This window comes from Actinoplanes campanulatus, assembly GCF_014647795.1.
Taxonomy (GTDB): Bacteria; Actinomycetota; Actinomycetes; order Mycobacteriales; family Micromonosporaceae; genus Actinoplanes; species Actinoplanes campanulatus.
The window spans coordinates 116,242-140,919 of sequence record NZ_BMPW01000004.1 but is presented as its reverse complement, the minus strand read 5'-3'; the positions used below and the strand labels follow the sequence as shown (position 1 = coordinate 140,919).

Below are 24,678 nucleotides of genomic sequence, written 5' to 3'. Positions count from 1 at the left end.
CTGCATCACCCCGCCGATCTTGGACTATTGACCACCGCCAGCGGTGTTGGAACGTCCAAGATCAACTAGGGCGGACAAAGGAGGGGACACGAGGGACGGCGAGGCGGCAGGGACGAAGGAGGGCGACGGGCGCAGGGCCAGGAGGAGACGGGCGGGAGCCAGGGAAGGGGGACGAGGGAAAGGTCAGGAGACGCGGAAGGTGGCGTCCTGGCGGTCGGTGGCGCTGGAGGAGGCGCTGAGGGGGTCGATGCGCAGCACGTAGTTGGAGTGGCGCAGGTAGCGGTCCGGGAAGTTGTAGGAGCGGAACGACGACCACGCGGAATCCGCCAGCCCGGCCACCCGGTAGAAGGTGGCGTCGGCGCGGAACGCGGTGGTGTTGTCGTTGGGGTCGAGGCGGATGGCGTAGTTGCTGTGCCTCAGATAGCGCCCGGGATAGTTGACCGACTCGAACGAGACCCCGGCGCTGTCGGCCAGTCCGGCCACCATCCGCCACAGCTGGTCCTGGTGCGGGTCGAACGGGTAGGCGTCGATGCGGCCGATGCTGTTGGCGTGGCGTACGTACCGGTCGGGGAAGTTGGAGGACTTGAGCCGCACCCAGGCGGGCAGGCCCCAGCGGCTGACCAGGGCGCTGTACTCGGCGGCGGTGATCCCGGCGATGCTGCCGTGTTTGGCGTTCAGCGGCGGGGTGAAGGTGCGCTGGTTCGCCACGGTCCAGCTGTTGGCGCCGACGTTGCCGCTGCTCCACAGGTAGTAGTCGTTGTTGACCGGGCTGAACGAGTCACCCCAGAGCCACCAGCCGGTGCCCGCGTTGTTCTTGATCAGGAGCGGGGCCTCCATCGAGCTGCCCTGGCGCAGGCCGCTGGTGTAGGTGGTGTAGCTGTTGGCCGCGCCGGTGCTGGAGCGGGCGCCATGGATCAGGCCGGTGGTGAGGTTCTTGTAGTAGAGGTAGAAGGTGGAGCCGTCGACGACGATGTCACCGTCCAGGACCGGGAAGCCGGGGCTGAAGTAGACCTGGTTCGCCGAGACGGTTCGGAAGTCGGACGTGTAGTTGACCATGAACACGTCGGTGCCGTTGTTGGCCGAGTAGACGATGCCGTACTGGCCGCGGGCGGCGTCCCAGAACGCGGTGGGCGCCCAGGTGTGGGTGGCCAGCGTGTGCATGCGGATCCGCCGGTAGCCGGTGAAGCTGGTCAGGTTCACCGAGTCCCAGACGTGTAGGTACTGGTTGTTCTGGCCGAAGTCGGTGCCGTTGAGGTCGGTCGCCAGGATCACGAAGGTGCCGTCCTGCTTGCGCAGGATGAACGGGTCCCGCAGGCCGAGGGTGCCGGCGGTCGGGGTGACGACGGGTGCGTTCTGGTTCAGCGGCGACCAGTTCAGGCCGTCCTGGCTGACCGCCAGGTGCAGGCCGTAGTTCGCGCCGGACATGTTCGGGGTCTCGGTGAAGTAGGCGAACACGTAGGCGGTGTTGGCCGCGAGAGCCGCGGTCGGGGCGGCGGCGACCGCGGTGGCGGTCGCCGCCGCGGACAGGACGGGCAGCAGGGTGAAGGTGCGGCGGGTCAGGGACACGGTTTCACCTTTCGGGGTAAGGGTGAACCTTTCGGGTAACGGTGAACCTTTCGGGGTGAGGGTGACGTCACCGGATCAGCCCGGCGGCGGCCGACGGCCGCGCCGGGGCAGGCGGGCCATGCGCTCGCCACGGTGACGCTTCGTAGCCCGTACGAAATGATCGGTTTTAAGCGAAGCGCCAGAGGTTGTCGGCGCTGCCGTTGTCGGGGTCCTGGACCACCTGGACGCCCCACGCGGTGCCGCCGTTGAGGACGGCGAGGAGTTTGCCGCTGTTCACGTTGCGGATCTTGTAGAGGCCGCCGCCCTGGTCGACGAGGGTCCAGCGGTGGTCGGCCGTGCCGTTGTCGTCCCATTGCAGGACGCGCGCGTTGTCGGCGGTCGACATGTTCTCGACACCGAGGACCTTGCCGCTGTTGACGTTGCGGAAGCGGACCGCGGTGCCGTCGGTGATCCGGACCCAGCGGTGGTCGAGGGTGCCGGTGTCACCCCAGGTGACGGCGAGGCCGCCGTTGGCGGTCGACATGTCCTGGACGCCGAGGACCAGGCCGGTGGCGTTGTTGACGATCTTGTAGTTGGCCGCGGTGAGCCAGTACACGCTGTAGTTGAAGCCGTGTGCGTCGTAGAACGGCACCAGGTTGACGGCGGCCCCGTTGGCGGTGGCGCTGGTCCGGGTGACCGACGAGACGGTGAGCGCGGGCGGGGCGCTGAGAGCGGTGTCCCCGTAGTTTCCGGCCAGCACGGCCGGCCCGTAGGTGATCGCCTGGACGTCCGGGTTGTCGGGCGCCGGCCGCAGCACGATCCGCATCGGCAGCCGGACCGTGATCGTGTCGCCGGCCGCCCAGGTGCGGGTGATCGTGGCGTAGCTGCCGGGGGTGACGGTGACCGACTGGGCGACGCCGTTGACGCTGATGGCGGCGCCGCTGGTCCACGACGGGATCCGGACACGGATGCTCCAGGAGCCGCTCATCGTCCCGGAGAGGGTGAGCGTGCTGGTGTCGCCGGCCGGGAAGGTGGTGGCCTGGGTAACCGTGATCCCGCGCTGCGACCAGGTGAGCACCGATGGGGCGTAGAGGTTCACGGTCAGCGTGGTGCCGCTGTAGTAGTAGATCGACTCCATGAGCCGGGTGTTGACCTCGACGCCGGTGCCCTGGCAGCACCAGAACGTGCCGTAGTCGGTGGACCAGGTGCCGCCGCCCCAGGCCGGGCCGACACCGCGGCGGCCGCCGGACCGCAGTGGCGTGAAGTAGGTGACGTGGCCGTAGTTGGACGCCGGGTTCTGTGCGCCGAGCACGTGGTTGAGCAGCGCCTGCTCGTAGAAGTCGAAGTAGGCGGCCCGGTTCGGGTCGGTCACCCACAGCTCGCGGGTCAGCCTGAGCATGTTGACCGAGTTGCAGTGCTCGCACGTGTCGTCGGTCAGGTAGGCGGCGATCGCGTTGGCCGGACGGAAGTGCTCCGCCTGACTGTTGCCGCCGATGGCGTAGGTGTGCCCGCCGACCGTGATGTTCCAGGCGTTGCGGGCGATGTCCAGGTAGCGGGTGGTGCCGGTGGCCTTGTACTCGCGGGCCGCGCCGATCCACTTGGGCACCTGCGTGTTGGCGTGCAGGCCGTTGAGCGCGTCGGTGTTGGCGGCGAGCGGGGTGAAGACGGATGCGTGGTCGAACCGCTGGGCGACGGTCAGCCAGCGGGCGGTGCCGGTCTGCTGGTAGAGGTCGGTGAGGACGGCGTTCATCCCGCCGAACTCGGTGCCGAGCATGGCCTGCATCCGAGAGGACGACAGAGCGGCGGTACGGGTGTCGACCCACCCGGCGAGTTTGAGCAGCACGTCGCGCGCCTGGGTGTTGCCGACGTACCGCCACACGTCGAGCAGCCCGGCCATCGTCTTGTGGATGCAGTAGTACGGCACGTTGCCGTTGGTCAGGGTGCGGTTCTCGACCGCCGTGATGTCGGCCTCCGGGAAACCGGACAGGTAGCCGCTGGCCGCCTGGCATTTCGCCAGCTCGGCGACCATGTAGTTCGCCTTGTCGCGGCAGACGGTGTCCCCGAGGATCGCGTAGGCCTGCGCCCACGCGGTCAGGAAGTGGCCCTGCACGTGGGACCGGAACGGGAAGGTCGGCGCGTCCCAGCCGCCGTTGGCCGCGGCGCCGCCGGTGGACTGGCCGTGGTTGGCGCGGAAGACGTAGAGCAGCCGGTCGACGTCGATGAACCGCAGGTAGTTGAGCGTGCGCGTCTGGTTGTCCATGAGTCGGCCGGCGGTGAGCCGCACCTGCCCGAGGGGGAACGGGTAGGCGGAGACGCCGAGGTCGGCGCGGGCGGGTGGCAGTTCGGCGGCCGCGGCGGGGCGGCCGGAGCCGGTCGTGGCGACGACGGCGCCGCCGAGGGCGGCGCCCAGCAGGCTGCGGCGGGTGACGGGGAGCGGGGACATCGGGAGGGACTCCGATCTGGGGGCGGATTCCGGGTACGACGGCACGCGCCTTTCGGCGGTACACGGAGGGGAGGCTTTGCTACCGGCCGATGTTATCGATAACAATGATGGTGTCAAGGGTTATCGATCTGGAAACATTTTGATGCCATCACGTCCACCCCAGGGCTCCGCAGATTACGGAAATCGTGAATGTGATCGTTATACAAGAGGGTCGGCGCATCACTCACCTCTCAAGTGGGTCCCCAGGCGACCGATGGTCAGCCCATGGGGCCGGGTAACCGATGGTGGCGGTGGTGGACGGCGGGCGGTGTGCTCGCGACCGTCGGCTACTACCTGCTGCCCGCGGACAGTCCGCTGTCGCACATCGGCTACAGCGTCGTGGGGCTTCTCGCCGGGCTGGCCATCCTGGTCGGCGTGCGCCGGAACCGGCCACCGCGCCCGGCCGCGTGGATCCTGTTCGCGGCCGGGATATCGCTCTCCGCCCTCGGCGATCTCGTCTGGTGGTACCTGGAGTACGTCCGGCACGAGGAGCCGTACCCGTCGGTGGCCGACGTCCTCTACCTCGGCGCGTACCCGCCCCTGATCGCCGGGCTGTTCCTGCTGCTGCGCGGCCGCTGCGGCCGGGACACCGGCGGGCTCATCGACGCGTCCATCGCCGCCCTCGGGCTCAGCCTGGTGCTGTGGGTGTTCGTCCTGCACCCGGTCGCCGCCGGGGAGTCGGCGTCGCTGCTGGAGAGCGGGGTCAGCACCGCCTACCCGGCACTGGACATGCTGCTGCTGGTGATGGTCGCCCGGCTGCTCCTCGGCGCCCGCGCCCGCTCGGTCAGCTCCGACCTGCTCGGTGTGGCGGCCGGGCTGCTGCTCGTGGCGGACATCGCGTTCTCGGTGCTGAGCCTGCATTTCGACTACGACGGGCGCGGACTCGACTGGACGTGGCTGCTGGCCTACGTGGTGTGGGCCGCCGCCGCGCTGCACCCGTCGATGGCGGCCGCCGAGACCGGGGACCGGCCCGAGATGGCCCGGGCAGGCCGCGGCCGCCTGGCCGTCTCCGCCTGCTGCGCGGTGCTCCCGCCCACCCTGCTGTTCATCCCCTCGGTCGGCGCCGACCAGGTCGACCGGGTCGTCATCGCGGCCGGCGCCATCGTGCTGTTCGCGCTCGGGGTGGCCCGGATGGCCGGCGTCATGCGCCAGGTGCACCGGCAGTCGGCCGAACTGCGGCGCCTGGCGGACCACGACGACCTCACCGGCCTGCACACCCGGCGCCACTTCCAGCAGGCCCTCCGCGACGCGCTGGCCACCGGCCGCCCGCAGGTGATCCTGGTCGGGCTCAACGACCTGGGCAGCGTCAACGACGAGCTCGGGCCGGTGGCCGGTGACCACGTCATCGTCCGGATCGCCGAGCGGGTACGCATGCTGGCCGGCCCACAGGCGCTGGTGGCCCGGCTCAGCGGCGACGAGTTCGCGGTGCTGCTGCACGACGCGCCGCACGCCGAGGCGGACGCGGTGGCCGGCCGGATGATCGGCGCGGTGCACTACCCGGTCCGGTCGGACGACTTCGAGGTGCTGGTCGGCGCCGCGATCGGGGTCACCGACTCCGGCGGCGCCGACGATCCGGTGGAGGTGCTGCGCCGCGCCGGGGTGGCCATGTGCGTGGCCAGGCGGACCGGTGAGACCTACGCCCGGTGGACCCCCGCGGTCGACGAGCGGTCGTCCGAGCAGGCCCGGCTGGGCGCGCAGATCCGGCACGGGCTCGACACCGGCCAGTTCCAGGTGGTGTACCAGCCGATCGTCCGGCTGCCCGAGTGCCGGGTCGTCGCGGTGGAGGCCCTGGTCCGGTGGCGGCATCCGCAGCGTGGCCTGATCAGCCCGGCCCTGTTCATTCCGGTCGCCGAACGCAACGGCCTGATCGTCGAGCTGGGCGCGTGGATCCTGGAGACGGCGTGCGAGCGGCTGGCCCGGTGGACCGCCGAACTGGGGCCGCTCGCCCCGGACCGGGTCAGTGTCAACGTCTCGGCCCGCCAGCTGGCCCGGTCCGGGTTCGCGGCGTCGGTGGCGGCGGTGCTCGCCCGTACCGGTCTGGCTCCGCACCGTCTCACCGTGGAGGTGACCGAGACGGCCGTGTTCGAGGGCGGGCCGGCGGTGGCGGCGCTGCACGAGTTGCGGGCCCTGGGCGTACGGATCGCTCTCGACGATTTCGGCACCGGGCACTCGTCGCTCGGGCTGTTGCAGAGCGTGCCGGTCGACGTACTGAAGATCGACAAGTCGTTCGTCGACCGGGTCACCGAGGCCGGCCGGCACGCGGTCATCGCGGAGGCGATGATGCAGGTCACCTCGGGTCTGGGGCTGGACGCGGTGGCCGAGGGCGTGGAGACCGCGGAGCAGGCTGAGGTGCTCTACCGGCTCGGTTACCGGCTGTTGCAGGGCTATCACTTCGGCCGTCCGGCCGAAGAACCGGACTTCACGGTACGGGTGGTGCACGCTTAGTCTCGTCCTATGTCGACGGGCCGGGACCGGGCGGTGGGGTTCGCGGTGGTGACGGCCGCCTACCTGGCGGCCGGGCTGGTCGCGTGGGCGGTCGTGGCCGTGGCGCGTGGCCCGCACCCGTTGCTGCTCACCTTCTACGCCGACCTGGCCGCCACCGTCGTAGTGTTCGCGGCCAGCATGCTCGTCGCCAACGCGAGCCTCTACGACCCGTACTGGAGCGTCGCCCCGGCCGTGATCGTGACCGCCTGGGTGTGGTGGCACACCGGTGGCGAGATCTCGGCGGTGACCGGGCGGCAGACGGCCGTCCTACTGCTGGTGCTCGCCTGGTCGATCCGGCTGACCGCCAACTGGGCGTCGTCGTGGCGCGGCCTCGACCACGAGGACTGGCGCTACGTGCGGCTGCGCGAGCGGCGACCGCGCGGCGTCCCGTGGTGGCTGGTCAACCTGGCCGGCATCCAGCTCATGCCCACGCTGGTGGTCTTCGCCGGGCTGCTCGCCGTCTGGCCCGCCGTCACGGTGACCGGCCGGTCGTGGGGGCCGCTCGACGTGGTGGCCGTCGCGCTCACCGCGGCCGCTGTGCTCCTGGAGGCGACCGCCGACCGCCAGTTGCAGCGGTTCGCCCGGGATCCGGCCAACCGGGGCGGCATCATCGACCGCGGCCTGTGGCGGTACTCGCGGCACCCCAACTATCTGGGCGAGATCCTCTTCTGGTGGGGGATGTGGCTGTTCGCCCTGGCCGCCGCCCCGGACTGGTGGTGGACCGTGGCCGGCCCGGTCGCCATGGTGCTGCTGTTCACCTTCGTCAGCATCCCGATGATGGACGAGCGCTCACTGGTCCGCCGTCCCGCCTACGCCGAGCACATGCGCCGCGTCCCGGCGCTGCTGCCCCGCCCGGCCCGTCACCGGTAGGTCAGCAGCCGCCGGTCGGCCTCCAGGTGCGGATGCTCGTTGAACGTCGACAGGGACAGCCCGCGGCTCCCGGCGATCACCTTCGTCACGCCGGTGTTGACCGAGACCCGGTTGAAGGCCGCCCATCCGGCCACCGACCCGGTGGTGAGCAACGTGGCCGCCATCGCGATCGGCCCGCCCGAGCTGACGACGAGCACCTCCCGGTGCGCACGCAGCAGCGTCTCGGCCGACGCCAGGGCGGCGGCCACCCGGTTCCGGAACGCGGGGAACGACTCGCCGTACTCCAGATCGTGGTCGCCCGACGCCCAGCGGGTGGTGGCGGCCTCGAAGATCTCCTGGAAAGCCCGGTCCGGGCGCGCCTCGCGCGCCAGCTCGGCCGCCAAGGCGGCGCGGTCGCGGAACAGCGGCCGGTGGATCTCCACGACGTGCTGGAAGTCGAACTCGTCCCAGCCCGGATCGATCGCCACGTCGACCGACATGGCCAGGCCGTCGAGGATCCCGGCGGCGGTCTCGGCGTGCCGGCGCAGCGCGCCGCGCACCAGCAGGGCCGGGCGGACACCCCGGTCGGAAAGCGATTTCCCGAGCGTACGGGCCTGTTCGTGCCCGAGCGGGGAAAGCGCGTCGTAGTCGTCGGCGCCGAACGACGCCTGACCGTGGCGGACGAGCAGCAGACGGGCCACCGGCACCGGTCCTTCGGATAGCGGGCGAGGGGTTCCGCTGCACCCTACGACAGGATCACCACGGGGAGTCGGGCCGCGGCCGCTGGTTTCCAGGTTCCGGGTTTGAGGCGGCGAAGCCGGGCATAGCCTACCTGCATCCGGAAAGGGGGCCGGACGATGAGGCTACCGAAAGTGACGGCCGGTGTCGTCGGGGCTTTCGTGGCCGTGACCGTGCTGGCGGTGTTGTCCGCCCTCTCGCCACCCCGGATGCTCACCTTCGGGATGCTGGCGGTGGGGCCGGCGCTGGCCGCCGCCACCGCCAGCCCCATGTTGGTGCTCACCATCGGCGCCTACGCGGGTGCCGCCGCCCTCGCGATCTCCACCTGGCAGGGGATGCTCGGCTCGCCCGACCAGATCCTGCGGCTGCTGCTGATAACGGTCATCACGCTCATCGGCTGGCTGACCGCCCGTCACCTGCGCACCCTGCTGAACGCCCGGTCCGCCGCGGCCGGCGACCGGGAGATGCTGGGCGCCCTCGTCGAACAGTCGGCCGACGCGATCATCGTGGCCGACCTCAAGGGCGTCGTGCGGATCTGGAACGCCGGCGCCGAGAAGATGTACGGCTACCGCGCGAGCGACATCATCGGGCGCAAGTTCACCCGAATCCTGCCCCCGGATCGGCTGGCCGTATTCGAACAGGTCCAGATCCCCCTTGCCGCCGGGGAGCACCTACGATTCGACGAGACCCGGCGGATCCGCAGCGACGGCTCGGAGCTCCTGGTGTCGGTCACGGTCGCGCCGATCCGCGACGACTCCGGCAGGGTGGTCGCGGCGGCCGCCACCGAACGCGACATCACCGCCCGGAAGCGGCTCGAGGCCGAGGAGAAGCTGGCCATGGAACGGTCGGCGCGGGCCAAGCGGATGGAGAGCCTGGGCCAGCTGGCCGGCGGCGTGGCGCACGACTTCAACAACCTGCTGGCGATAATCCTGAACTACGCCGACTTCCTGACCGACGAGGTGACCCCCGAGGGCAGCCGGGACCTGGCCCGGATCCGCGACGCCGCCGACCGGGCCCGCGAACTGACTGGGCAGCTCCTGCTCTTCGCCAAACGGGAGCCGACCCAGGTGGAGACGGTCGACCTGAACGAGGTCGTCGACTGCTCCGGCGAACTGCTCCGGCGCAGCATCGGCGCCAACATCCAGCTGGTCTGCCGCAGACGACCCGAGCCGCTGCCGGTCCGAGCCAATCGGGGACACCTCGATCAGATCCTGCTCAACCTGATCGTGAACGCCCGGGACGCCATGCCCGACGGCGGCGTGGTCGTGATGGAGACGGACCAGCCACCCGGCGGCAACGCCCGGCTGACCGTCAGCGACACCGGCTGCGGCATGACCGCCGAGGTGCGCGACCGGCTCTTCGAGCCGTTCTTCACCACCAAACCCGCCGACCGGGGCACCGGGCTCGGCCTGGCCACCGTGTACGGCATCGTCACCGACGCGGGCGGGCAGATCAGCGTGGACTCGTCGCCGGGCATCGGCACGACCTTCCAGATCCTGCTGCCGCTGGCGGCCGAACCGGCGGATCAGGTTCCCGACGCGGACCACAGCCCGGCGCCCGGCAACGGCGAGCACGTGGTGGTGATCGACGACGAGGAGCACGTCCGCGATCTGGTGGTCCGGATCCTGGAGCAGAACGGCTACCGCGCCACGGTGTGGCTCGACGGCTCACCGCCCGGCGACGAACCGGACGACGTGGCCCTGCTCGTCACCGACATCATGCTGCGCGGCCGCTCCGGCCCGGCGATCGCCGAGCGGTTGCGGATCCGTCATCCGGAACTGCCGGTGCTGTTCATGTCCGGTTACAGCGACGACGATCTGCGCCACCGCTACGACCTGCACTCGGCCCGCATCGTCCAGAAACCGTTCACCGCCGTGGAACTGCTCGCGGCCGTCGGGGACGCGCTCTCCGGCGAGGCGCTGGATCAGCGGAGCCGGGACAGCTCGTCACGGGCCGCGTGAATCAGGTGCCCGCTGAGCGGCGACCCTCCAGGCGGGCCTGTTCCAGCAGCCGTTTCAGGCGCGCCCGCCTCATCCGGGCCAGCAGGATCAGGACGGCGACGGCCGCGAGGGCGAGCACCTGCGGCCACGGGAATGCCCAGGTGGTGACCGTGACCGTGTGGGGTTCGGCGGCGGCGCCGGGGACCACCGGCGTGAGGGTCAGGGTGGTCCGGATCCGGCCGAGGGGCCAAGTCCGTGCCACGGCCGTGGCGGTGCGGCTGCCGCCGGGCAGGAGTTCGCCGAGATCGGCCCGGTTCCCGGCGACCCGGCCCTCGATCCCGGCGCGGACGTTGCCGGTGTTGGCGACGGTGTAGGCGACGTGCAGTGTGCCGGGACGCAGCGGATTCCAGTTCGGCCGGAAACGGGTGGTCACCCCGGAGACGGCCAGCGCCGGCCGCAGCGTGCCGGAGGCGCGGAGCAGCACCCGGAAGCCGACCCGGCTCTCCACCTGGACGGTGCCCGGCTTCCCGGCGATCGAGGCGGCGATCCCCGCCGGATGGTCACCGGGTGTGGCGTCGGCCGGAGCCGTGACGGTGAACGGCACCACCACGGTCCGGCCCGCCGCCACGGTCACCGTCTCCTGGACGCTGATCCAGGTTCCGCCGTCCGCCGACCTCCGGTCCGAGGGCAGCATGTTGAACCGGCCGTTCTCGGTGAGATAGCCGTCGGCGGCCTTGAGCGCGAACACCGCCGTGGCGTCGCCGAGGTTGCGGACGGCCAGATGGTCGGTGACCGTCCCGCCCGGGTCGAGGGTGTGCTCGGCCCACCGCCGCCCGTCCGGGCCGTTCGTGCCGGCGGGCTGGACGGTCCAGGTGACGGTGGCCGGCGCGGCCGCCGCCGGGGTCGCGGGTGACAGCACGGCCAGACAGGCGAGGACGGCGACGGCACGGTGCACGACGGCGGCTCCCAGCTACTCGAAGAGGGACAGGGTCAGGGTGGAGTGGTAGGAGCCGGCCGCCACGTCGGCCGGGGTGCGCAGGTACAGGTCGGCGTCGACGGTGTAGGCGCCGCCGGTCACCTCCGCCGACTCGTAGGTGGACACCAGCAGTTCCTGGTCGACGAGGCCGACGTTGTTGCCGGGCTGGGTGGGATCGTCGAGAACGGTCACCACCTCCTCGCCCTCGGCGACCAGCCCGGTGTCGCCGCCGTCGATGAGCCGCGGTTTCCAGCCCAGGTGCCCGGCGCTGATCGGGGCCTGCCCGGCGGTGCCGGCGAAGTCGCTCGAGCTGCCGAGCACCGCCCACGACGATCCGGCGGGAATCGCCTCCAGCGTTCGGGTGTCGGTCACGGTGACCGTCGGAAGGCGGCCGGTGAACTGGCGTACCAGCAGATCGGAGCCGTTCTCGGTGAGGGGCACGGCGTCACCGGCGACCGACAGGGCGAGCACGCCGGGCTCCTCGATCTCGGGGATCCGGACGGTCACCTCGACCTCGGCCTCACCGGGATCGGCGCTCGCGGTGGCAGGGAGAGCGGTGGCCGGGAGAGCCGTCGCCGCGGCGAGCACCGAGCAGGCGACGGCAACCGGCATTCTTCTGATCAATTTCAGCCTCCACAGGAGTGGGCGGGATAGGTGGTGGCGGTTCCGTTGACGGTCACGGCGCCGTCCGGCACCGAGACGGCACGCGCGGGGAAGCTCTGATAGACGCTCGCGCCGGGTGCGACCGCGGCGAAGACCCGTTTCCCGTACGCGGTGACGACCTCGATGTCGAGTGCCGCCGTGTGGTCGTTGCGGGCGGTGACGGCCAGATAGACCTTGCCGGCGATGCAGCGCGGCTGGGCGGTGGCGGTGAGCGCGGGTTCCTCGGCGAACGCCCGCCACTCGGTGACGGCCACCGCCGAATAGGTGCTGCCGTTGCCGTCGGCGCTGATCACGGCCCGCAGGCGGGCGGTGACCACCGGATCGAAGGTGACCCGGTTGAACGCCGTGGTGCTGGTGCCGTAACCGGTGGCTCCGGTGACGTCCTGCCAGCCGGTGCCGTCCCAGTACTGGAGGATCCACCCGGAGGGTTCGGCGACGCCGTTTCCGGTGCCCTGGTCGACGTCCCGCCAGAATCTGATGTCGGCGCCGGTGAGCCGTACCGGCCGGGACCACTCGTACTGGATCCACTGCGACGCCGGCCGGGCGCCGGACCAGGTGCCCCAGATCTGGGCCTGGGACGGCGACGCCGGGTCGGAGTCGTCGTTGAGGGCGGTGAGGCTGTTCCATCCGGCCGTGTAGGAGGCGGTCGCGGTCGCGATCGGGCCGATGTTGCCGTTGAGCGGCGCGGACAGGTCGGCCGGGATGACCACGGTTCGCACGGTCTCCAGGTTTCCGGCCCTGTCGACGGCCCGGTACGACACGGCGTGCTGGGCCGCGTCCGGTGCGCTGACCGGGCCGGTGTAGACGGTCCACGGTCCGGTGCCGATGGCGTATTCGACACGGTCCACCCCGGAGGTGGCGTCGGTGGCGGTGACGGTCACCTTCCGGTCGGCCACCGCGGCGCTGCTGACCGGGTTGGTGGCGTCGATGTCGACCGTGCGGGAGACCGGAGGACTCGTGTTCCCGGCCCGGTCGGTGGCGGTAGCGGTGACCGTGTGCCGGCCGTCGCCGGTGACCGTGACCTCGGCGGAGCGGACCGGTTCGGCGGTCTGCGGTGTGCCGTCGTCGACCGTGGTGACGATCCGCATGCGGCCGCCGCGGTCGTCGGCGGCGCTCGCCCGTACCCGGACGGAGGAGCGGAACCACCCGGCGGCGCCCGCCGAACCGCTCGCGGTGAGCACGACGGACGGTGGGGTTCGATCCCCTTCGGTGTCGCCCGGCGAGATCACGGTGACCTGTGCGGTGACGCGCCCGGCCGCGTATCCGAGGACGCTGCCGCTGACGCTGAGGGTGCCCGGCTGATCAGCGGTGATCGGGTCCCAGTAGACCGGGACCTGCAACGTCTCCGATCCGAACGTGACCGGAACGGACCCGGGCAGCTCGTTCTCGCCGACCTCGACGGTGATCGGCGGCGGGGTGATCGTGGCGGGCTGCGCCGCGAGGATCTTCCACTCCTCGACGGCGACGGCCGAGTAGGTGCTGCCGTTGGTGGACGCGTCGAACACGGCCCGGACCTGGGTGGTGGTGACCGGGTCGAACGTCGTGTCCTGGAACCCCTGGGTGCCGGTCGGGTAGCCGCCGGCGCCGGGAACGTCGGTCCACTGCCCGTTCCAGTACTGGATCTTCCAGCGGGCCGGTGCGGCGACGCCGACGCCGGTGCCCTGCGGCTGGTCGTTCCAGAAGTCGATCTGTGAACCGGTGATCCGCATCGGCTGGTCCCAGGTGTACTGGACCCACTGCTGGGGCGGGTTGCCGCCGGTCCAGGTGCCCCACATGTCCGGTGGCAGCGGGTTGGCGCGGACGATCTCGTCGTTGAGCGCCTTCACCCAGTACTGGGTCGGCACCGGCTCGTTGGAGACGGTCACCGTGGCGCCCTGGGCGATGTTGGCGCGCGGCGTGCGGTCGGCCTGTTTCGGCGGTGTCGGCACGACCGGCCTGATTCGCGGAGGTGACTGGGTGTCGTCCCACTCGACCCGGTCGATCGCCACCGACCTGCGGAAATGACCGCCTCCGACGGCGTCGGCGGTGTGGTAGGCCAGGTACCACCGACCGTTGAACTCGACGATTCCCGGGTGGCTGGTCGTCGACGAGACAGGCGACAGGATGGTGCCGCGGTAGGTCCACGGTCCGGTCGGTGCGGTGGCGGTCGCGTAGGCGATGCAGGCGTGATAGTGCGCCGGAGTACAACCACCGGCGTTGTTCCCGGCGTAGGCCAGGTAATAGGTGTCGCCCCGTTTGAACAGCCAGGACGCCTCGAAGAACCCGGTCAGGCCGGTGACCGCCCGCTGGGTGCCGACCGGCGTCTTCATGTCGGCCTGGAACTCCAGCATCCGCAGTTGGCCGAAAGTGCCCCAGTAGACGAATACCCGCTGCCCCTCCACCAGGATCGTCGGATCGATGTTCTCGATCGTGTTGGCGGTCGGGGTGCGCTGCGAGATCAGCGGCCCGCCGATGTGGTCGGTCCACGGCCCGGTGGGTGTGCCGGATACGGCCACGCCGATGGCGAAGGTGTTGGCGGCCGTCGAGTCGCGTTCGCTGACCGGGACGTACCAGTAGTAGCGGCCGTCCGGGCCCCGCACGACCTGGCCGGCGTAGGCGCGGCCGGGGGTGGCCCAGGTGAAGACCTGTTCGGGCCGCATCAGCGACGGGAAGTGCGTCCATTCGCCTTCGGCGACATCGGAGGTACGGAACGCACCCCACTCGTTCATGACGAAGTCGTTGACCGCGGGACCGGCCTCGTCGTGGCCGGTGTAGACGTAGAGCTGCCCGTCGGCGACCAGGGGCGCCAGGTCGGCGGAGTAGTAGGAGCCGTCGCCGAGGATCGGATTGACGGTGTTGGTGAAGGTGTACGGGTCGGCCGCCCGGGCCGGTGCGGCGGGTGCTGCGAGCAGCAGCCCGGCCGCGACCAGTCCTGCGACCGCCGTTCGGAGCGGTCTCATGGCGATTCCTATCGGAGTCGGGGTGGCGGCACCCGGTCGCGGGCACCGCCGTGACCGGGTGCGGCGTCAACCGCAGGTGATGGCGCTGTAGGGCGCTTCGAGGGAGACGGTGTCCGCCCCGCCCGTGATCCGGACGGTGGCCGTGCCGGCCGCGACCGACGGCTGCCGCGTGTTGAAGGATTGATAGGCGGCCTTGCCCGGCGCAACGTTGACGACCGTCCGTGTCCCGTACGACGTGATCAGCTCAATGTTGAGTGGTTGATCGTCAATGTTGCGTGCGTTGACCGCTACATACGCGTTGACGCCGGTGCACTGCGCCTTGGCCTGGACCGTCACGTCGAACCCGGGCTCGACAGGGGCGGGAACGTCGTACACCTCCCACTCCTGCACACCCGGTGCGCCCTTGCCCTCCTCGGCGCCACTGGCGGTCAACAGTGCCCGCAGCCGGGTGGTGGTCACCTTCGTGAAGGTCACCGTGTTCCATCCGGTTGCCGAGGTGCCGTAGGCACTGGGCGAGAGAACGTCCTTGAACGCGGCCCCGTCCCAGTACTGGAGTTTCCACGCGCTCGGCGGGGCGACACCCGCACCGGTGTCGTCCAGATCCTCGGTGAACCAGAGCCGGGTGCGGTCCACGGTCACCGGCGCCGCCCAGTCCAGCTGGATCCATTGCTCCCCAACTTGCGGCCAGGTGTTCCACACGTCGGTGTTGGGCCCGGACGGCCCGGTAGGCGTAACCCCGTCGGCCAGGTTGTCGACGGTCAGCCACCCCGGCGTGTAGGACGCCGACGCCATCCCGGTACGGGCCACATTGACCGGCGCCTGACCAGCCGGAACGTCGATGCTCCCGGTATCGGAGGTGTTCCCGGCCCGGTCCACCGACCGGTAGCCGACCGTGGTGGCCGCCGACCCGATCGGCACGGCCCCGTTCGCAGAGGTCCAGTCCTGCGTGACGACCCCACCGACCGTGAGCCGGTACTGCACCGCCCCGATCCCGGAAAGCGCATCCGAACCGGTGATCGTCACCGCACGGGCCCCCGAGTCGAAAGTGGCCGCAGCGGTCGGTTTGGTCCGGTCGATGCCGACGATCCGCTGGGTGACCGCCGAGACGTTGCCGGCATCATCGGTTGCCCGCCCCTTCACGGTTGACGAACCCTCGGCGGTGACCGTGACCGGCCCGCCGTAGTCCTCCCACTCCCCCGCCCCGACCGCGATCTCCAACTCCGGCGACGAGTCCCGGTTGTCCGTAGCGGTGAGCGTGACCTTGACGTTCTCGCTGGTCCAGGCGTCATCCGGGTCAGCCGTGAAGACAGCGACCGGCGGCGCGGTGTCGTCCGGTCCACCCGCTCCGACGGTGACGGTCGCGACCGCGGGCTTGTCGGTTCCGGCCACCTGACCGGTCACCTCGAAGGTGCCCGCGGCGGCATATTCGGATGGATCGATCGCCGTCCAGGTCACCCCGATACCGCTCTGCCGCGACCCGTCGTTGTAGCCGACCGTGACCGTAAATGGCAGCACCGGCGCCACACCGGCGCGGGTGCTCACGGCCACCGGGTCGATCGTGTTGATCTGCACCGGGTCACTGCCGCGCACCCAGACATGGGCCGAGGCGGTCAGTGTGGTCCCGGCGACGAACCCGGTGACCCGGAAGTCACCGATCTCGGCCACCCGCGCGGGTTCGATGGCGCTCCAGGCGACGGCGACGGGCAGCCGCGCCCCGTCGGCATAGGTCACCTCGACGGTCGCCGGAAGAGCAGGGACGACACCCACGGGGGTACGGACGTCGACGCCCTGAATCGACGACGCCGCGGCCGCGTACACCCGCCATTCGGACACCCCGACCGCCGACCAGGCGGTACCGGCCGTGTTCGGCAGGGCGTTGAAGGTGGCCCGCAGCCGGGTGGTGGTCACCGGATCGAAGTTGACCTCGTTGGTGCGCCCGCGAACCGCCGGGTCGAATCCGGTCGCACCGGTGACGTCCTGCCAGTTCGCGCCGTCCCAGTACTGGATCTTCCAGGACGTGGGCACGGACACGCCGCTGCCGCCGGTGGTGCTGTCCGACCAGAAGTCGATGGACGCCCGGTCGACGCGGACACCGGCCGCGAAGTCGTACTGCAACCAGCGGGTGGCCGGCTCGTTCCCGGTCCAGGTGCCCCACAGGTCGGTCTGCGCCCCACCCGCGAACAGTGGCGGTTTCCCGTCGTTGACCGCGTTCACGTTGTTCCACCCGGCCGTGTAACTGGCCGACGGCGTGGCGGTCGACGCCACGTTGATCTCCCCTTCGGCCAGGGCGGTGGCGTCGACGACGACATTCCTGGTCGACTCGCCGACGGTGAGCCGCAGCGTGTACCGCCCGGAGACGGTGAACCGGGCGACCGTGCCGGGCGTGTTCGCCGGGTCGAAGGCGACCGTGCCGCCCTCCGGCCCGTCCACCATCGACCAGACCGAGGTCAGCGCGGTGCCGGGGTTCCCGTCGTCCTGGGCGAGGCCGATCAGGCGCACCGATCCGGCCTGGCTGTAGGTGGAGTCCACCCACGCGTCTGCGAGCGCCGGCGCCGCGGACGGCTCAGGCGCCACAACGCCGCTGTCGTAGGCCTGGATCTCCTTGATGCCGGTCTTCGCCCCGGGAGCGTGCTGCACGGTGATCCGCAGTTTCTGAGCGGTGACCGCCGGGAAGCGGATCTGATTCAAATTCCCCCGGGGGTACGCCGGGAAGCGCGACTGGCCGGGAACGGTCCTCCACCCGGATCCGTCGTCGTACTCGACGAGGAACTGTGCGGGCGGCTCGTACCCCTGGACGGTGGCGGTCGTCGACGACTTGTAGAAGTGCACCCGCACGTCGTCGATCGGGCGCGGCCCTTGCAGGTCGACGGTGATCGCGTCGCTGCCGGTGGACGATCCCGCCGTACCCCAGAAAGGTTCGTTGATCGTGGTGCCGTCGACCGCGCCCCCGGGTCCGCGGCCGGATGCCGAGAAGGTGGCGGTGACCGGCCGTCCCGCGGCGACGTTCGTGGCCGGGTTGACGCCGGCCTTGGCGAGTACGTCGCTGATCCGGGCGTCGCTCGCGAAGGCCACCTCCCGCGGCGCTTTGACGGCGAGCGTGGCCGAATTGGCCACGGTGATGCCGGGCGCCGCGGACACCTGCCCGGTGGCCGGGTCGTAGACGATCTTCCCGAGGCCGGAGGCGGTGAATGCGAGTTGCCCGTCGAGGTAGACCGAGTAGCCGTCCGGCGCCGAGTCGTAGTGGTCGGTCCCGCCGGGCGCGTCCCAGACCACGCTCAGGTCCCGGTCGCGGTAGCGGACGTTGTTGGCGGTGAAGTGGTCCCAGCCGATGTCGATGGGGTCCAGTTCGATCTTCGCGTCGTCGCGGGGCCGCAGCCCCATGGCGTCCTCGATGACGGTGAAGTTGGTGGCGCCCAGGATGGTGTGGTGGATCCAGGACCGGTAGCCGATGCTCTGGTTCGCGACCGACCCGTCGGCCCAGAACTCGTTCTGGTCCGGGTACCGGTTGTCGCCGTTGCCCTGGTAGTGCGCCCAGGCGTTCCAGTAGAGCAGCTTCTTGTACCACTCGGCGTCGATGTAGCCGGTCGGGTAGTTGCGCAGCACCGACGACAGCATCCGGAACGTCACCGTCGAGTTGATCACCGAGAAGTTGTTGCTGCCCGGGTCGCCCTGCGCGGCGGCGGCCGCCTTGTCGGCCTGGTTCGCCGTGGTGAACGGGAAGATCGGGTACTGGGCGGCGTCGGCGAACAGCCGCAGCCCCTCGCGGTACTCGGCGGTGTTCGGCATCAGCCCGACCGCGTACGGGTAGTAGTTGTTGATCTCCTTCCACGGCACCAGGTCACCGGACGCGACATGCCGGTGTTTGAGCAGGTTGCCGTAGTGGCCCATCTCGTCGGGCGTGTCCCGGGCCGGCTCCCACAGGTGTTCCAGGACGGCGGCCCTGATCCGCTCGGCGAGGGCGTCCATCTCGGCCGTCTTCGCGGTGTCGCCAGCGGTCCGGTAGGCGGCGGCCGCGGCCTTCGCGTTCGAGTACAGGTACGCGTTCTCGGTGCGGTCCAGGTAGCCCGAACGCCAGTCGAACGACACCGCGTCGGCGTCGTTGCCGGTCATCGCGCCCCAGTTGTACTCGATCAGGCCGTTGCCGTCGAAGTCGTAGGCGTCGAGCAGGCCCTCCACGTCGTACTCGGCGTACCTGGCGAGATTCCGGGCGACCGCCGGTGGACCGCCGTGCAGCTGGTACGACCGCCACGCCGCCTCGGAGATGTACTGGGTGTAGCTGTTGGACCAGTTCGCCGGGTCGCCCGGGTTGTCGACGTACTTGCCGCTCCTGGCCACCTCGCCGGCGGAGATCCACGGCCCGTAGGAGTAGACCGGATCGCGGAAGTACTTGAGGTCGTCGACGAACATGCCGACGGTCAGCACGATCGCGTTGTTGTAGCCGAGCACGCCCTCCATCGACGTCGGGAACTGGTAGTCGTTGCCCGGCAGGTCGGCGTCGAGGAAGTTGTACCGCATCAGCCACCAGCGGTAGAACAGCGTCTTGTCGATGTTGTCCTCGGGCGTGTCCAGGTAGGGCACGTTCTGCGCCCACCACCGGTTGTAGGCGGTGACGTGCTCCCGGAACGCGTCCGCCGGGCTCAGCCCCCGGAACCGGGTGTACTCGTCCGCCGATGCCGGGACCTCCCGGGCGACGAACCCGAGCTGCACCTTCGCCCGCACCGACCCGCTGGCCGGAACGCTCACTGTCCGCCGCAAACTGCCATCGGCCGGCGTGAACCCGTCGCCGGAGAATCGCGGGAACAGGTCGGTGAGCTTGTTGAAGGCGCGCACCGCGCCGGTCAGTTCAGGATCAGACCCTTCGACGGTACGGGCGAACGGTGACGTGGCGACCAGGGTGACGTCCTTGGCCGTGCCGTTGCCGCTGCTCACCTCGAGGTCGGTGACCGCGACGTTGGCGTCGGTGATGTATTTGGTCTGCACCACCCGCAATCCGGCCGCGCTGTTGGTGAACACGCCCCGCCAGTAGCTGGGCGTCTGCTTCCGCTGGGTGGCGTCCTCGGTGAGGGCCACCTCGGCCCCGCCGGCCGACGCGGTGATGGTGTAGGCGCCCTGGCCACCGGCGATCGACTCGATGTAGGCGACCTCGCCGCCGAACCCGAGCGTGCCCGGCTGGTGGGTCTTCATGAACAGGGCACGGCCCCGGCTGAACAGGTACTGGTTGGCGTCGCCGTTGGAGCCGCCCGGCTGGTTCCCGGTGCGCGCCAGCATCCGGTCGATCCAGAAGTCGTTGTCGGTGCCGCTGCCGGCGCCGGCGGCCACGTCGGCGTCGAAGATCGCCTGGAGCTGGTTGCGGGTGTGGTAGCCGGTGCGGTCGTCGGGCACCGGATTCGCGTCACCTTTGAAGACCGGGTACGGGGTGGCGCTGTTCGGGGCGGCCTGGGCGGCGACCGGGGACAGGACGGTCACGATGAGCAGGGCGGCGGTCGCCCCGGCTATGTGGCGGGGTTTCGGCATGGCTCTTCTCTCAGGAGCGAGTCTCTTCAGGAGCGGGCGCGGACGTACGCGTGATAGGCGGCCGTGTCGCCGAGGTAGAACGGCTCGAACGTGACGTCCCCGGTGGTGAACGTCATCGGCCGGTCGCCGGGCTGGACGGCTGCGGCGAGGTCGGCGGGCAGTTCCAGATAGGCGGTGCCCACCGACTTGGCCACCAGGGCGATCGGGCCGTAGAGCAGGGCGTGCAGGCCCGGGTCGTCGAGGGTGGGCTCGACGCGCAGCCGGTAGGAGAAGCTCACCTCGACCCGGTCTCCGGTACGCCAGGAGCGCTCGAAACCGGCGTAGCCGTCGCTTCCCACCCGTACCCTCTGCTTCTTGCCGTTGATCGTGACGGCGAAGCCGGACCCGGCCCACGACGGCACCCGCAGCGAAAGGTCGAAGCGCGCGTTGCCGCTGATCGTGAGGGTGGTGGCCGGCGTGCGCGGATAGTCGCCGGACTGGGTGACCGTGACCCGGCGCTCGGCCCAGCGCAGCGTCGACGGGATGTAGAGGTTGACGTAGAGCGCGTCGTCGCGCGCCGACCGGAAGTAGACGGTGTCCTGATATTTGGTGTGGTTCTCCAGGCCGGTGCCGCCGCAGCAGGTGCCGATGTTGCCGTAGCCGCGCCGCACGCCCGGCCCGACCGGGACCATGTAGGTGACCAGCGGGTCGGTGGTGCTGTCGGCGTCCCGTTTCGAGGCGAGGATCTGGTTGACCAGCGTCTTCTCGTAGTAGTCGAGGAACCGGGCGTCCGGGGTGTGCGCGAACAGGTTCCGGGCCACCTTGAGCATGTTGTAGGCGGCGCAGCTCTCCGCGTTGGTGGCGCCCACGATGCTGCCGGCGATCACGTCCCGGCCGCGGAACACCTCGCCCTGGCCGGTGCCGCCGTGCACATAGGTGCGGTGGCCGGCGACCATGTCGAAGAAGTTGGCGGCCGCGGTCCGGTAGTCGGTGCCCTCGCCCTGCTCGAACAGCCGCAGGTAACCGAGGAACTGCGGGATGTGCTGGTTGGCGTGTTTCCCGTCGAGGGTGTCGGTTCCCGCCACGCAGTCGGCGAGCAGCCTGGTGTTGTCGAAGTACCGGGCGGTGGTGAGGAAGGTGCGGTCGCCGGTGAGCGCGGCCAGGTCGGCCAGCACCTCGTTCATGCCGCCGTACTCGCCGGCGATGTAGAGCGACCACATCCGGTCGAGCTGCTCGCGGGGCAGCTTCGACAGCCGGGAGTGCACCCACTCCCCCAGGCCGCGGACCACGTCGAGGGCGGTGGCGTTGCCGGTGAGGGTGTGCGCGTCCAGCAGCCCGCGCATGATCTTGTGGCAGGTGTAGTAGGGCGCCCAGATCGCGGGGTAGGTGACGTACTGCTCCAGCTGGATGAACTGGGTCTCCGGGTAGGCGGCCAGGAACCCGGCGTGGCTCGGTCCGGGCGGTCCGCCGGCGCCGGTGACGACGGCCGCGTCCCAGTTCCGGCCGGACGAGTCGGCGACCGTGGTTCCGCTGCTCTCGTCGAAGCGGTACCAGGCCAGATTGCCGGTGCTGCCCGCGATCTCGCCGGCGGTCAGCGCCCGGTCGAACAGGTGGAACTCGCCGATCACGGCTTTCAGGCCGGCGTCGCCGTACTGGGAGCGGCCGATCCAGTTGTTCTTGGGCGCGCCCAGGTCCGCCGGGGTCAGGGTCATGGCCGGATTGGTGCCGGCCGCGACGCCGTTGATGTAGAGAACACCCACCTGGCCGTCGAGGGTGACGGCCAGGTCGACCCACTCGCCCACCGGCAGCGGGGCGGAGACCGGGATCCGCTGCTCGCCGCCGCTCCCGCTGGTGGTGATGGCGAACCGGGGACCGGTGCCGTCGTGGACGGTCAGGAACATGTTCACGGCCGGGCCGACCCCGAAGTCGAAGGCCCGCGACCAGGTCCGCAGCTCGTCGATCTTCAAACGGATGACGACGGTCGCCTGGGTGAGGCCGTCGATCGTGGCGTCCGGCAGGCCCACGTACTGCCCGTCGCCGGACAGCTCCAGGCCCTCGCTGGTCCAGGTGGCCGGGGGCGGCGGGGTGCCGGGCTGCCCGACCTGCGCGGCCCACGCGTCCTGGCACTGCTTCAGGCCGGTGATCAGGTAGTCGAGTTTGTCCTTGAAGACCGCCTCGCCGGTGCCCGCCCACGCCTGCGCGAGCAGGGACAGGAAGTGGCCGCTGTAGTGGCCGCGCAGGTTGCCGGTGGCGTCGTCCCAGCCGCCGGGCGGTTGCGCGCCGAGGGTGTCCAGTCCGGCGGCCGCCCGGAAATTGGCCAGGATCCGGTCGGCCGGGTAGGCGCGGGCGTAGGCGAGGATGCGGTCGCGCTTCTCGGTGAAGATGCTCGGGGCCAGGGTGACCCGGTCCAGGTCGAAGGGGACGGCCTTCCAGGACCTGGGCACGGGCAGGCCGTTGACCTTCTTCCTGGGGACCGCCGCAGCGGGGGCGGGGACCCCCAGGGTGGCGGCGGCCGCGCCGATCTGGAGGAGGTGTCGACGGGAGATCACGGTGGCGCTCACTTCCTGTCGGGGATCAGGACGGCACTCCATGCCGGCCGATGGACCGGATCGTGGCCGGAAGGCGGGCCGATGGACCGGATCGTGGCCGGAAGGCCGGCCGACGGGCCGGATCGCGGCCGGCCGGGTGGTCAGGTGGTGGTGGGTAGCCAGACACGCATGGTGGACGGCCCACGTCGCGCCCAGCGGTGGTACGGGTACAGCGCGATCTCGACGGGAGCCCCATCGGCTGGTGGCGGCGGTGGACCGTACGGCCAGCTCGGATCGTGGACCGGCTGAGCGCGACCGGTGACGATCACCGTCCCGTCGCGGTCCACCGGCTCGGCGGCCGGATCCAGGCGGACGGTGTCGACCGCGACCCCGGGCGGCAGGTCGACCGACTCCAGGCAGTAGACGACCGGACCGCGTTCGACGGCCACGTCTCCGCGTACCGCGTCGATCCTGCCGTCGGGGAAGGTGAGCCGCGGCCGGACCGCCAGATCGAGCAGCAGCGTGTCGCCCGCCGTGAAACGGCGCCGCACCGCGGCGAGGCCCGGCGCCACCGGCACGCCGTCGAGGGTCGCCTCGGTGGCCCAGTGCGGGATCCGCAGGGTGAGCGTCCACGCCGTGTCGGGCGCGGACACCACCCGGATGGTGACCCGCCCGTCGGCCGGGTACTCGGTGTCGATGTCCAGACCGATGTCGCCCACCCGGATCGACGCGGGTGTGTACTGGTGGAGCTGCACGCCGCCGTCGTCGTCGGTGGTGGCCAGGTAGGCGGCCAGGCTGCTGAACGTGCGGGCCAGGTTGGTCATGCAGCAGGACACCGCGTACCAGGGCGCGCGCAGGCTGGACGCGGCCCGCGGGACCAGGGTGTCGGCGGCCGGTTCGATGCCGGGGACCCGCTGGTGCAATGTGTTGGTGTAGAAGAAGCGGGTGCCGTCGTCGGACGGTGACGTGGCGATGATGTTGAACAGGACCCGTTCGATCAGGTCGGCGTAGCGGGGGTTGCCCTCGGCCAGCAGCAGCCGCCAGGCCAGCATGATCGAGCCGACCCCGGCGCAGGTCTCCTGGTAGGCACGGTCCGGCGGCAGCACGAAGTCGTCGCCGAACGCCTCGTCCTGGTGGCGGGATCCGATGCCACCGGTCAGATAGGTACGGCGGGCGACCGTGGCCCGCCACTGCCGGGCGACCGCCTCCAGCAGCTCGGTGTCACCGGTCTCGACGGCCACGTCGACCGCGCCGGACGCCAGGTAGACGGCCCGGACCGCGTGCCCGCGCAGCACCCGGGCCTCGCGGATCGGCATGTCGTCCTGGAAGTAGACGCGGCCGAACTCGATGTCGTCGAGCACCTGCCGCCCGCGGCGCTCGACGAACAGCCGGGCCTGGTCCAGGTAGCGGCGGTTGCCGGTGACCCGGTACAGCTCGACCAGGGCGGGCTCGATCTCGGCGTGCCCGCAGACCGACTGGATGCCGTCCGGGCCGAACGTGTCGCAGACGTGGTCGGCGGCGCGCACCGCCACGGTCACGAGGTCGTCGTGACCGTGGGTGCGGGCCCGGGCGACCCCCGCCTGGATGAGGTGGCCGTAGCAGTAGAGCTCGTGGCCCCACTCCAGGTCGCTGTAGCGGGCGGCCTGGCCGGGCCGCCCGAAGTTGGTGTTGAGGTAGCCGTCCGGCTGCTGGACCGCGGCGACCCGGGCCACGATGGCGTGGAACCGGTCCTCGTACGCCGGATCGCCGGCCCAGGCCAGCGCCTCCAGGTACTTGTAGACCTCGGAGTCGGAGAACTCGCGCCCGCGGCGGCCCTCCACGGTCGCGCCGAAGTTGCCGAGCCAGCCGGCCCGTTGCAGCCAGTGCTCGATGTGGTCGAAGGAGGCGGTCCGGCTGGTGTGCTGCCGCCGCTGCCAGAACCCGGGACGCAGGGTGACCTCGTGCAGGCCCAGCGGCCGCAGCCGGCCGGCGCTCGGGGCAGCCGGAGTCCCGCCGCGCCCGGTCCATTCGCCGGACACGACGGCTTTCTCGATCGTCACGT

The 24,678-nt window shown here is 70.8% G+C and carries 12 protein-coding genes; 3 read left to right on the top strand and 9 right to left on the bottom strand.

The features are described from left to right. Positions 1-183: 183 nt before the first annotated feature. Together IEZ13_RS09470 and IEZ13_RS09465 are read right to left on the bottom strand one after the other, a co-directional pair. Positions 184-1,566: a glycoside hydrolase family 43 protein gene (locus IEZ13_RS09470; RefSeq protein WP_183220373.1), complete on the bottom strand. Its 1,383-nt coding sequence runs from the start codon at positions 1,564-1,566 to the stop codon at positions 184-186. Positions 1,567-1,732: 166 nt separating this feature from the next. Then, positions 1,733-3,988 (bottom strand): beta-L-arabinofuranosidase domain-containing protein, encoded by a 2,256-nt coding sequence (locus IEZ13_RS09465; protein WP_183220371.1) that lies wholly within the window; start codon positions 3,986-3,988, stop codon positions 1,733-1,735. Positions 3,989-4,252: 264 nt separating this feature from the next. On the opposite strand from IEZ13_RS09465, the gene IEZ13_RS09460 reads away from it, so the two are divergent. Both IEZ13_RS09460 and IEZ13_RS09455 read left to right on the top strand, forming a co-directional pair. Further along, positions 4,253-6,472, top strand: a complete 2,220-nt coding sequence (locus tag IEZ13_RS09460; protein WP_183220369.1) for a putative bifunctional diguanylate cyclase/phosphodiesterase — start codon at positions 4,253-4,255, stop codon at positions 6,470-6,472. A 9-nt stretch (positions 6,473-6,481) separates the two neighbouring features. Further along, positions 6,482-7,381 carry a DUF1295 domain-containing protein gene (locus tag IEZ13_RS09455; RefSeq protein ID WP_183220367.1) on the top strand — a complete coding sequence of 300 codons (900 nt, stop codon included), beginning with the start codon at positions 6,482-6,484 and terminating at the stop codon, positions 7,379-7,381. Here the strand turns inward: IEZ13_RS09455 and IEZ13_RS09450 are convergent. Beyond that, a complete protein-coding gene (locus tag IEZ13_RS09450; RefSeq protein ID WP_183220365.1) occupies positions 7,372-8,061 on the bottom strand; it encodes a histidine phosphatase family protein in 690 nt (229 codons plus the stop codon). The two genes, IEZ13_RS09455 and IEZ13_RS09450, sit on opposite strands and share 10 nt — an antisense overlap. Before the next feature lie 156 nt (positions 8,062-8,217). On the opposite strand from IEZ13_RS09450, the gene IEZ13_RS09445 reads away from it, so the two are divergent. Continuing rightward, positions 8,218-10,059, top strand: coding sequence for a hybrid sensor histidine kinase/response regulator (locus tag IEZ13_RS09445; RefSeq protein ID WP_183220363.1), 1,842 nt, complete (start codon positions 8,218-8,220; stop codon positions 10,057-10,059). Between the two features lies 1 nt (position 10,060). On the opposite strand, the gene IEZ13_RS09440 is transcribed toward IEZ13_RS09445, so the two are convergent. The 6 genes from IEZ13_RS09440 to IEZ13_RS09415 all read right to left on the bottom strand — a co-directional run bounded on the left by IEZ13_RS09440 (position 10,061) and on the right by IEZ13_RS09415 (position 24,676). Further along, entirely contained in the window at positions 10,061-10,993 is a 933-nt protein-coding gene (locus tag IEZ13_RS09440) for a DUF916 domain-containing protein (protein ID WP_229794577.1), read from the bottom strand. Positions 10,994-11,008: 15 nt separating this feature from the next. Continuing rightward, positions 11,009-11,626, bottom strand: a complete 618-nt coding sequence (locus IEZ13_RS09435) for a hypothetical protein (protein ID WP_183220361.1) — start codon at positions 11,624-11,626, stop codon at positions 11,009-11,011. Positions 11,627-11,640: 14 nt separating this feature from the next. Beyond that, positions 11,641-14,616, bottom strand: a complete 2,976-nt coding sequence (locus IEZ13_RS09430) for an OmpL47-type beta-barrel domain-containing protein (protein WP_183220359.1) — start codon at positions 14,614-14,616, stop codon at positions 11,641-11,643. Between the two features lie 66 nt (positions 14,617-14,682). Then, positions 14,683-20,130 carry a galactose-binding domain-containing protein gene (locus IEZ13_RS09425; RefSeq protein ID WP_183220357.1) on the bottom strand — a complete coding sequence of 1,816 codons (5,448 nt, stop codon included), beginning with the start codon at positions 20,128-20,130 and terminating at the stop codon, positions 14,683-14,685. Between the two features lie 26 nt (positions 20,131-20,156). Beyond that, positions 20,157-22,658: a beta-L-arabinofuranosidase domain-containing protein gene (locus tag IEZ13_RS09420; RefSeq protein WP_183220355.1), complete on the bottom strand. Its 2,502-nt coding sequence runs from the start codon at positions 22,656-22,658 to the stop codon at positions 20,157-20,159. A gap of 140 nt (positions 22,659-22,798) precedes the next feature. Then, positions 22,799-24,676, bottom strand: coding sequence for a glycoside hydrolase family 127 protein (locus IEZ13_RS09415; RefSeq protein ID WP_229794576.1), 1,878 nt, complete (start codon positions 24,674-24,676; stop codon positions 22,799-22,801). Between the last annotated feature and the right edge of the window lie 2 nt (positions 24,677-24,678).

Excerpts from the sequence above, each read along its gene's own strand:
- IEZ13_RS09435 (WP_183220361.1), bottom strand. The coding sequence starts at position 11,626 with ATGCCGGTTGCCGTCGCCTGCTCGGTGCTCGCCGCGGCGACGGCTCTC.
- IEZ13_RS09455 (WP_183220367.1), top strand. The coding sequence starts at position 6,482 with ATGTCGACGGGCCGGGACCGGGCGGTGGGGTTCGCGGTGGTGACGGCC.
- IEZ13_RS09460 (WP_183220369.1), top strand. The coding sequence starts at position 4,253 with ATGGGGCCGGGTAACCGATGGTGGCGGTGGTGGACGGCGGGCGGTGTG.
- IEZ13_RS09465 (WP_183220371.1), bottom strand. The coding sequence starts at position 3,988 with ATGTCCCCGCTCCCCGTCACCCGCCGCAGCCTGCTGGGCGCCGCCCTC.
- IEZ13_RS09445 (WP_183220363.1), top strand. The coding sequence starts at position 8,218 with ATGAGGCTACCGAAAGTGACGGCCGGTGTCGTCGGGGCTTTCGTGGCC.
- IEZ13_RS09425 (WP_183220357.1), bottom strand. The coding sequence starts at position 20,130 with ATGCCGAAACCCCGCCACATAGCCGGGGCGACCGCCGCCCTGCTCATC.
- IEZ13_RS09430 (WP_183220359.1), bottom strand. The coding sequence starts at position 14,616 with ATGAGACCGCTCCGAACGGCGGTCGCAGGACTGGTCGCGGCCGGGCTG.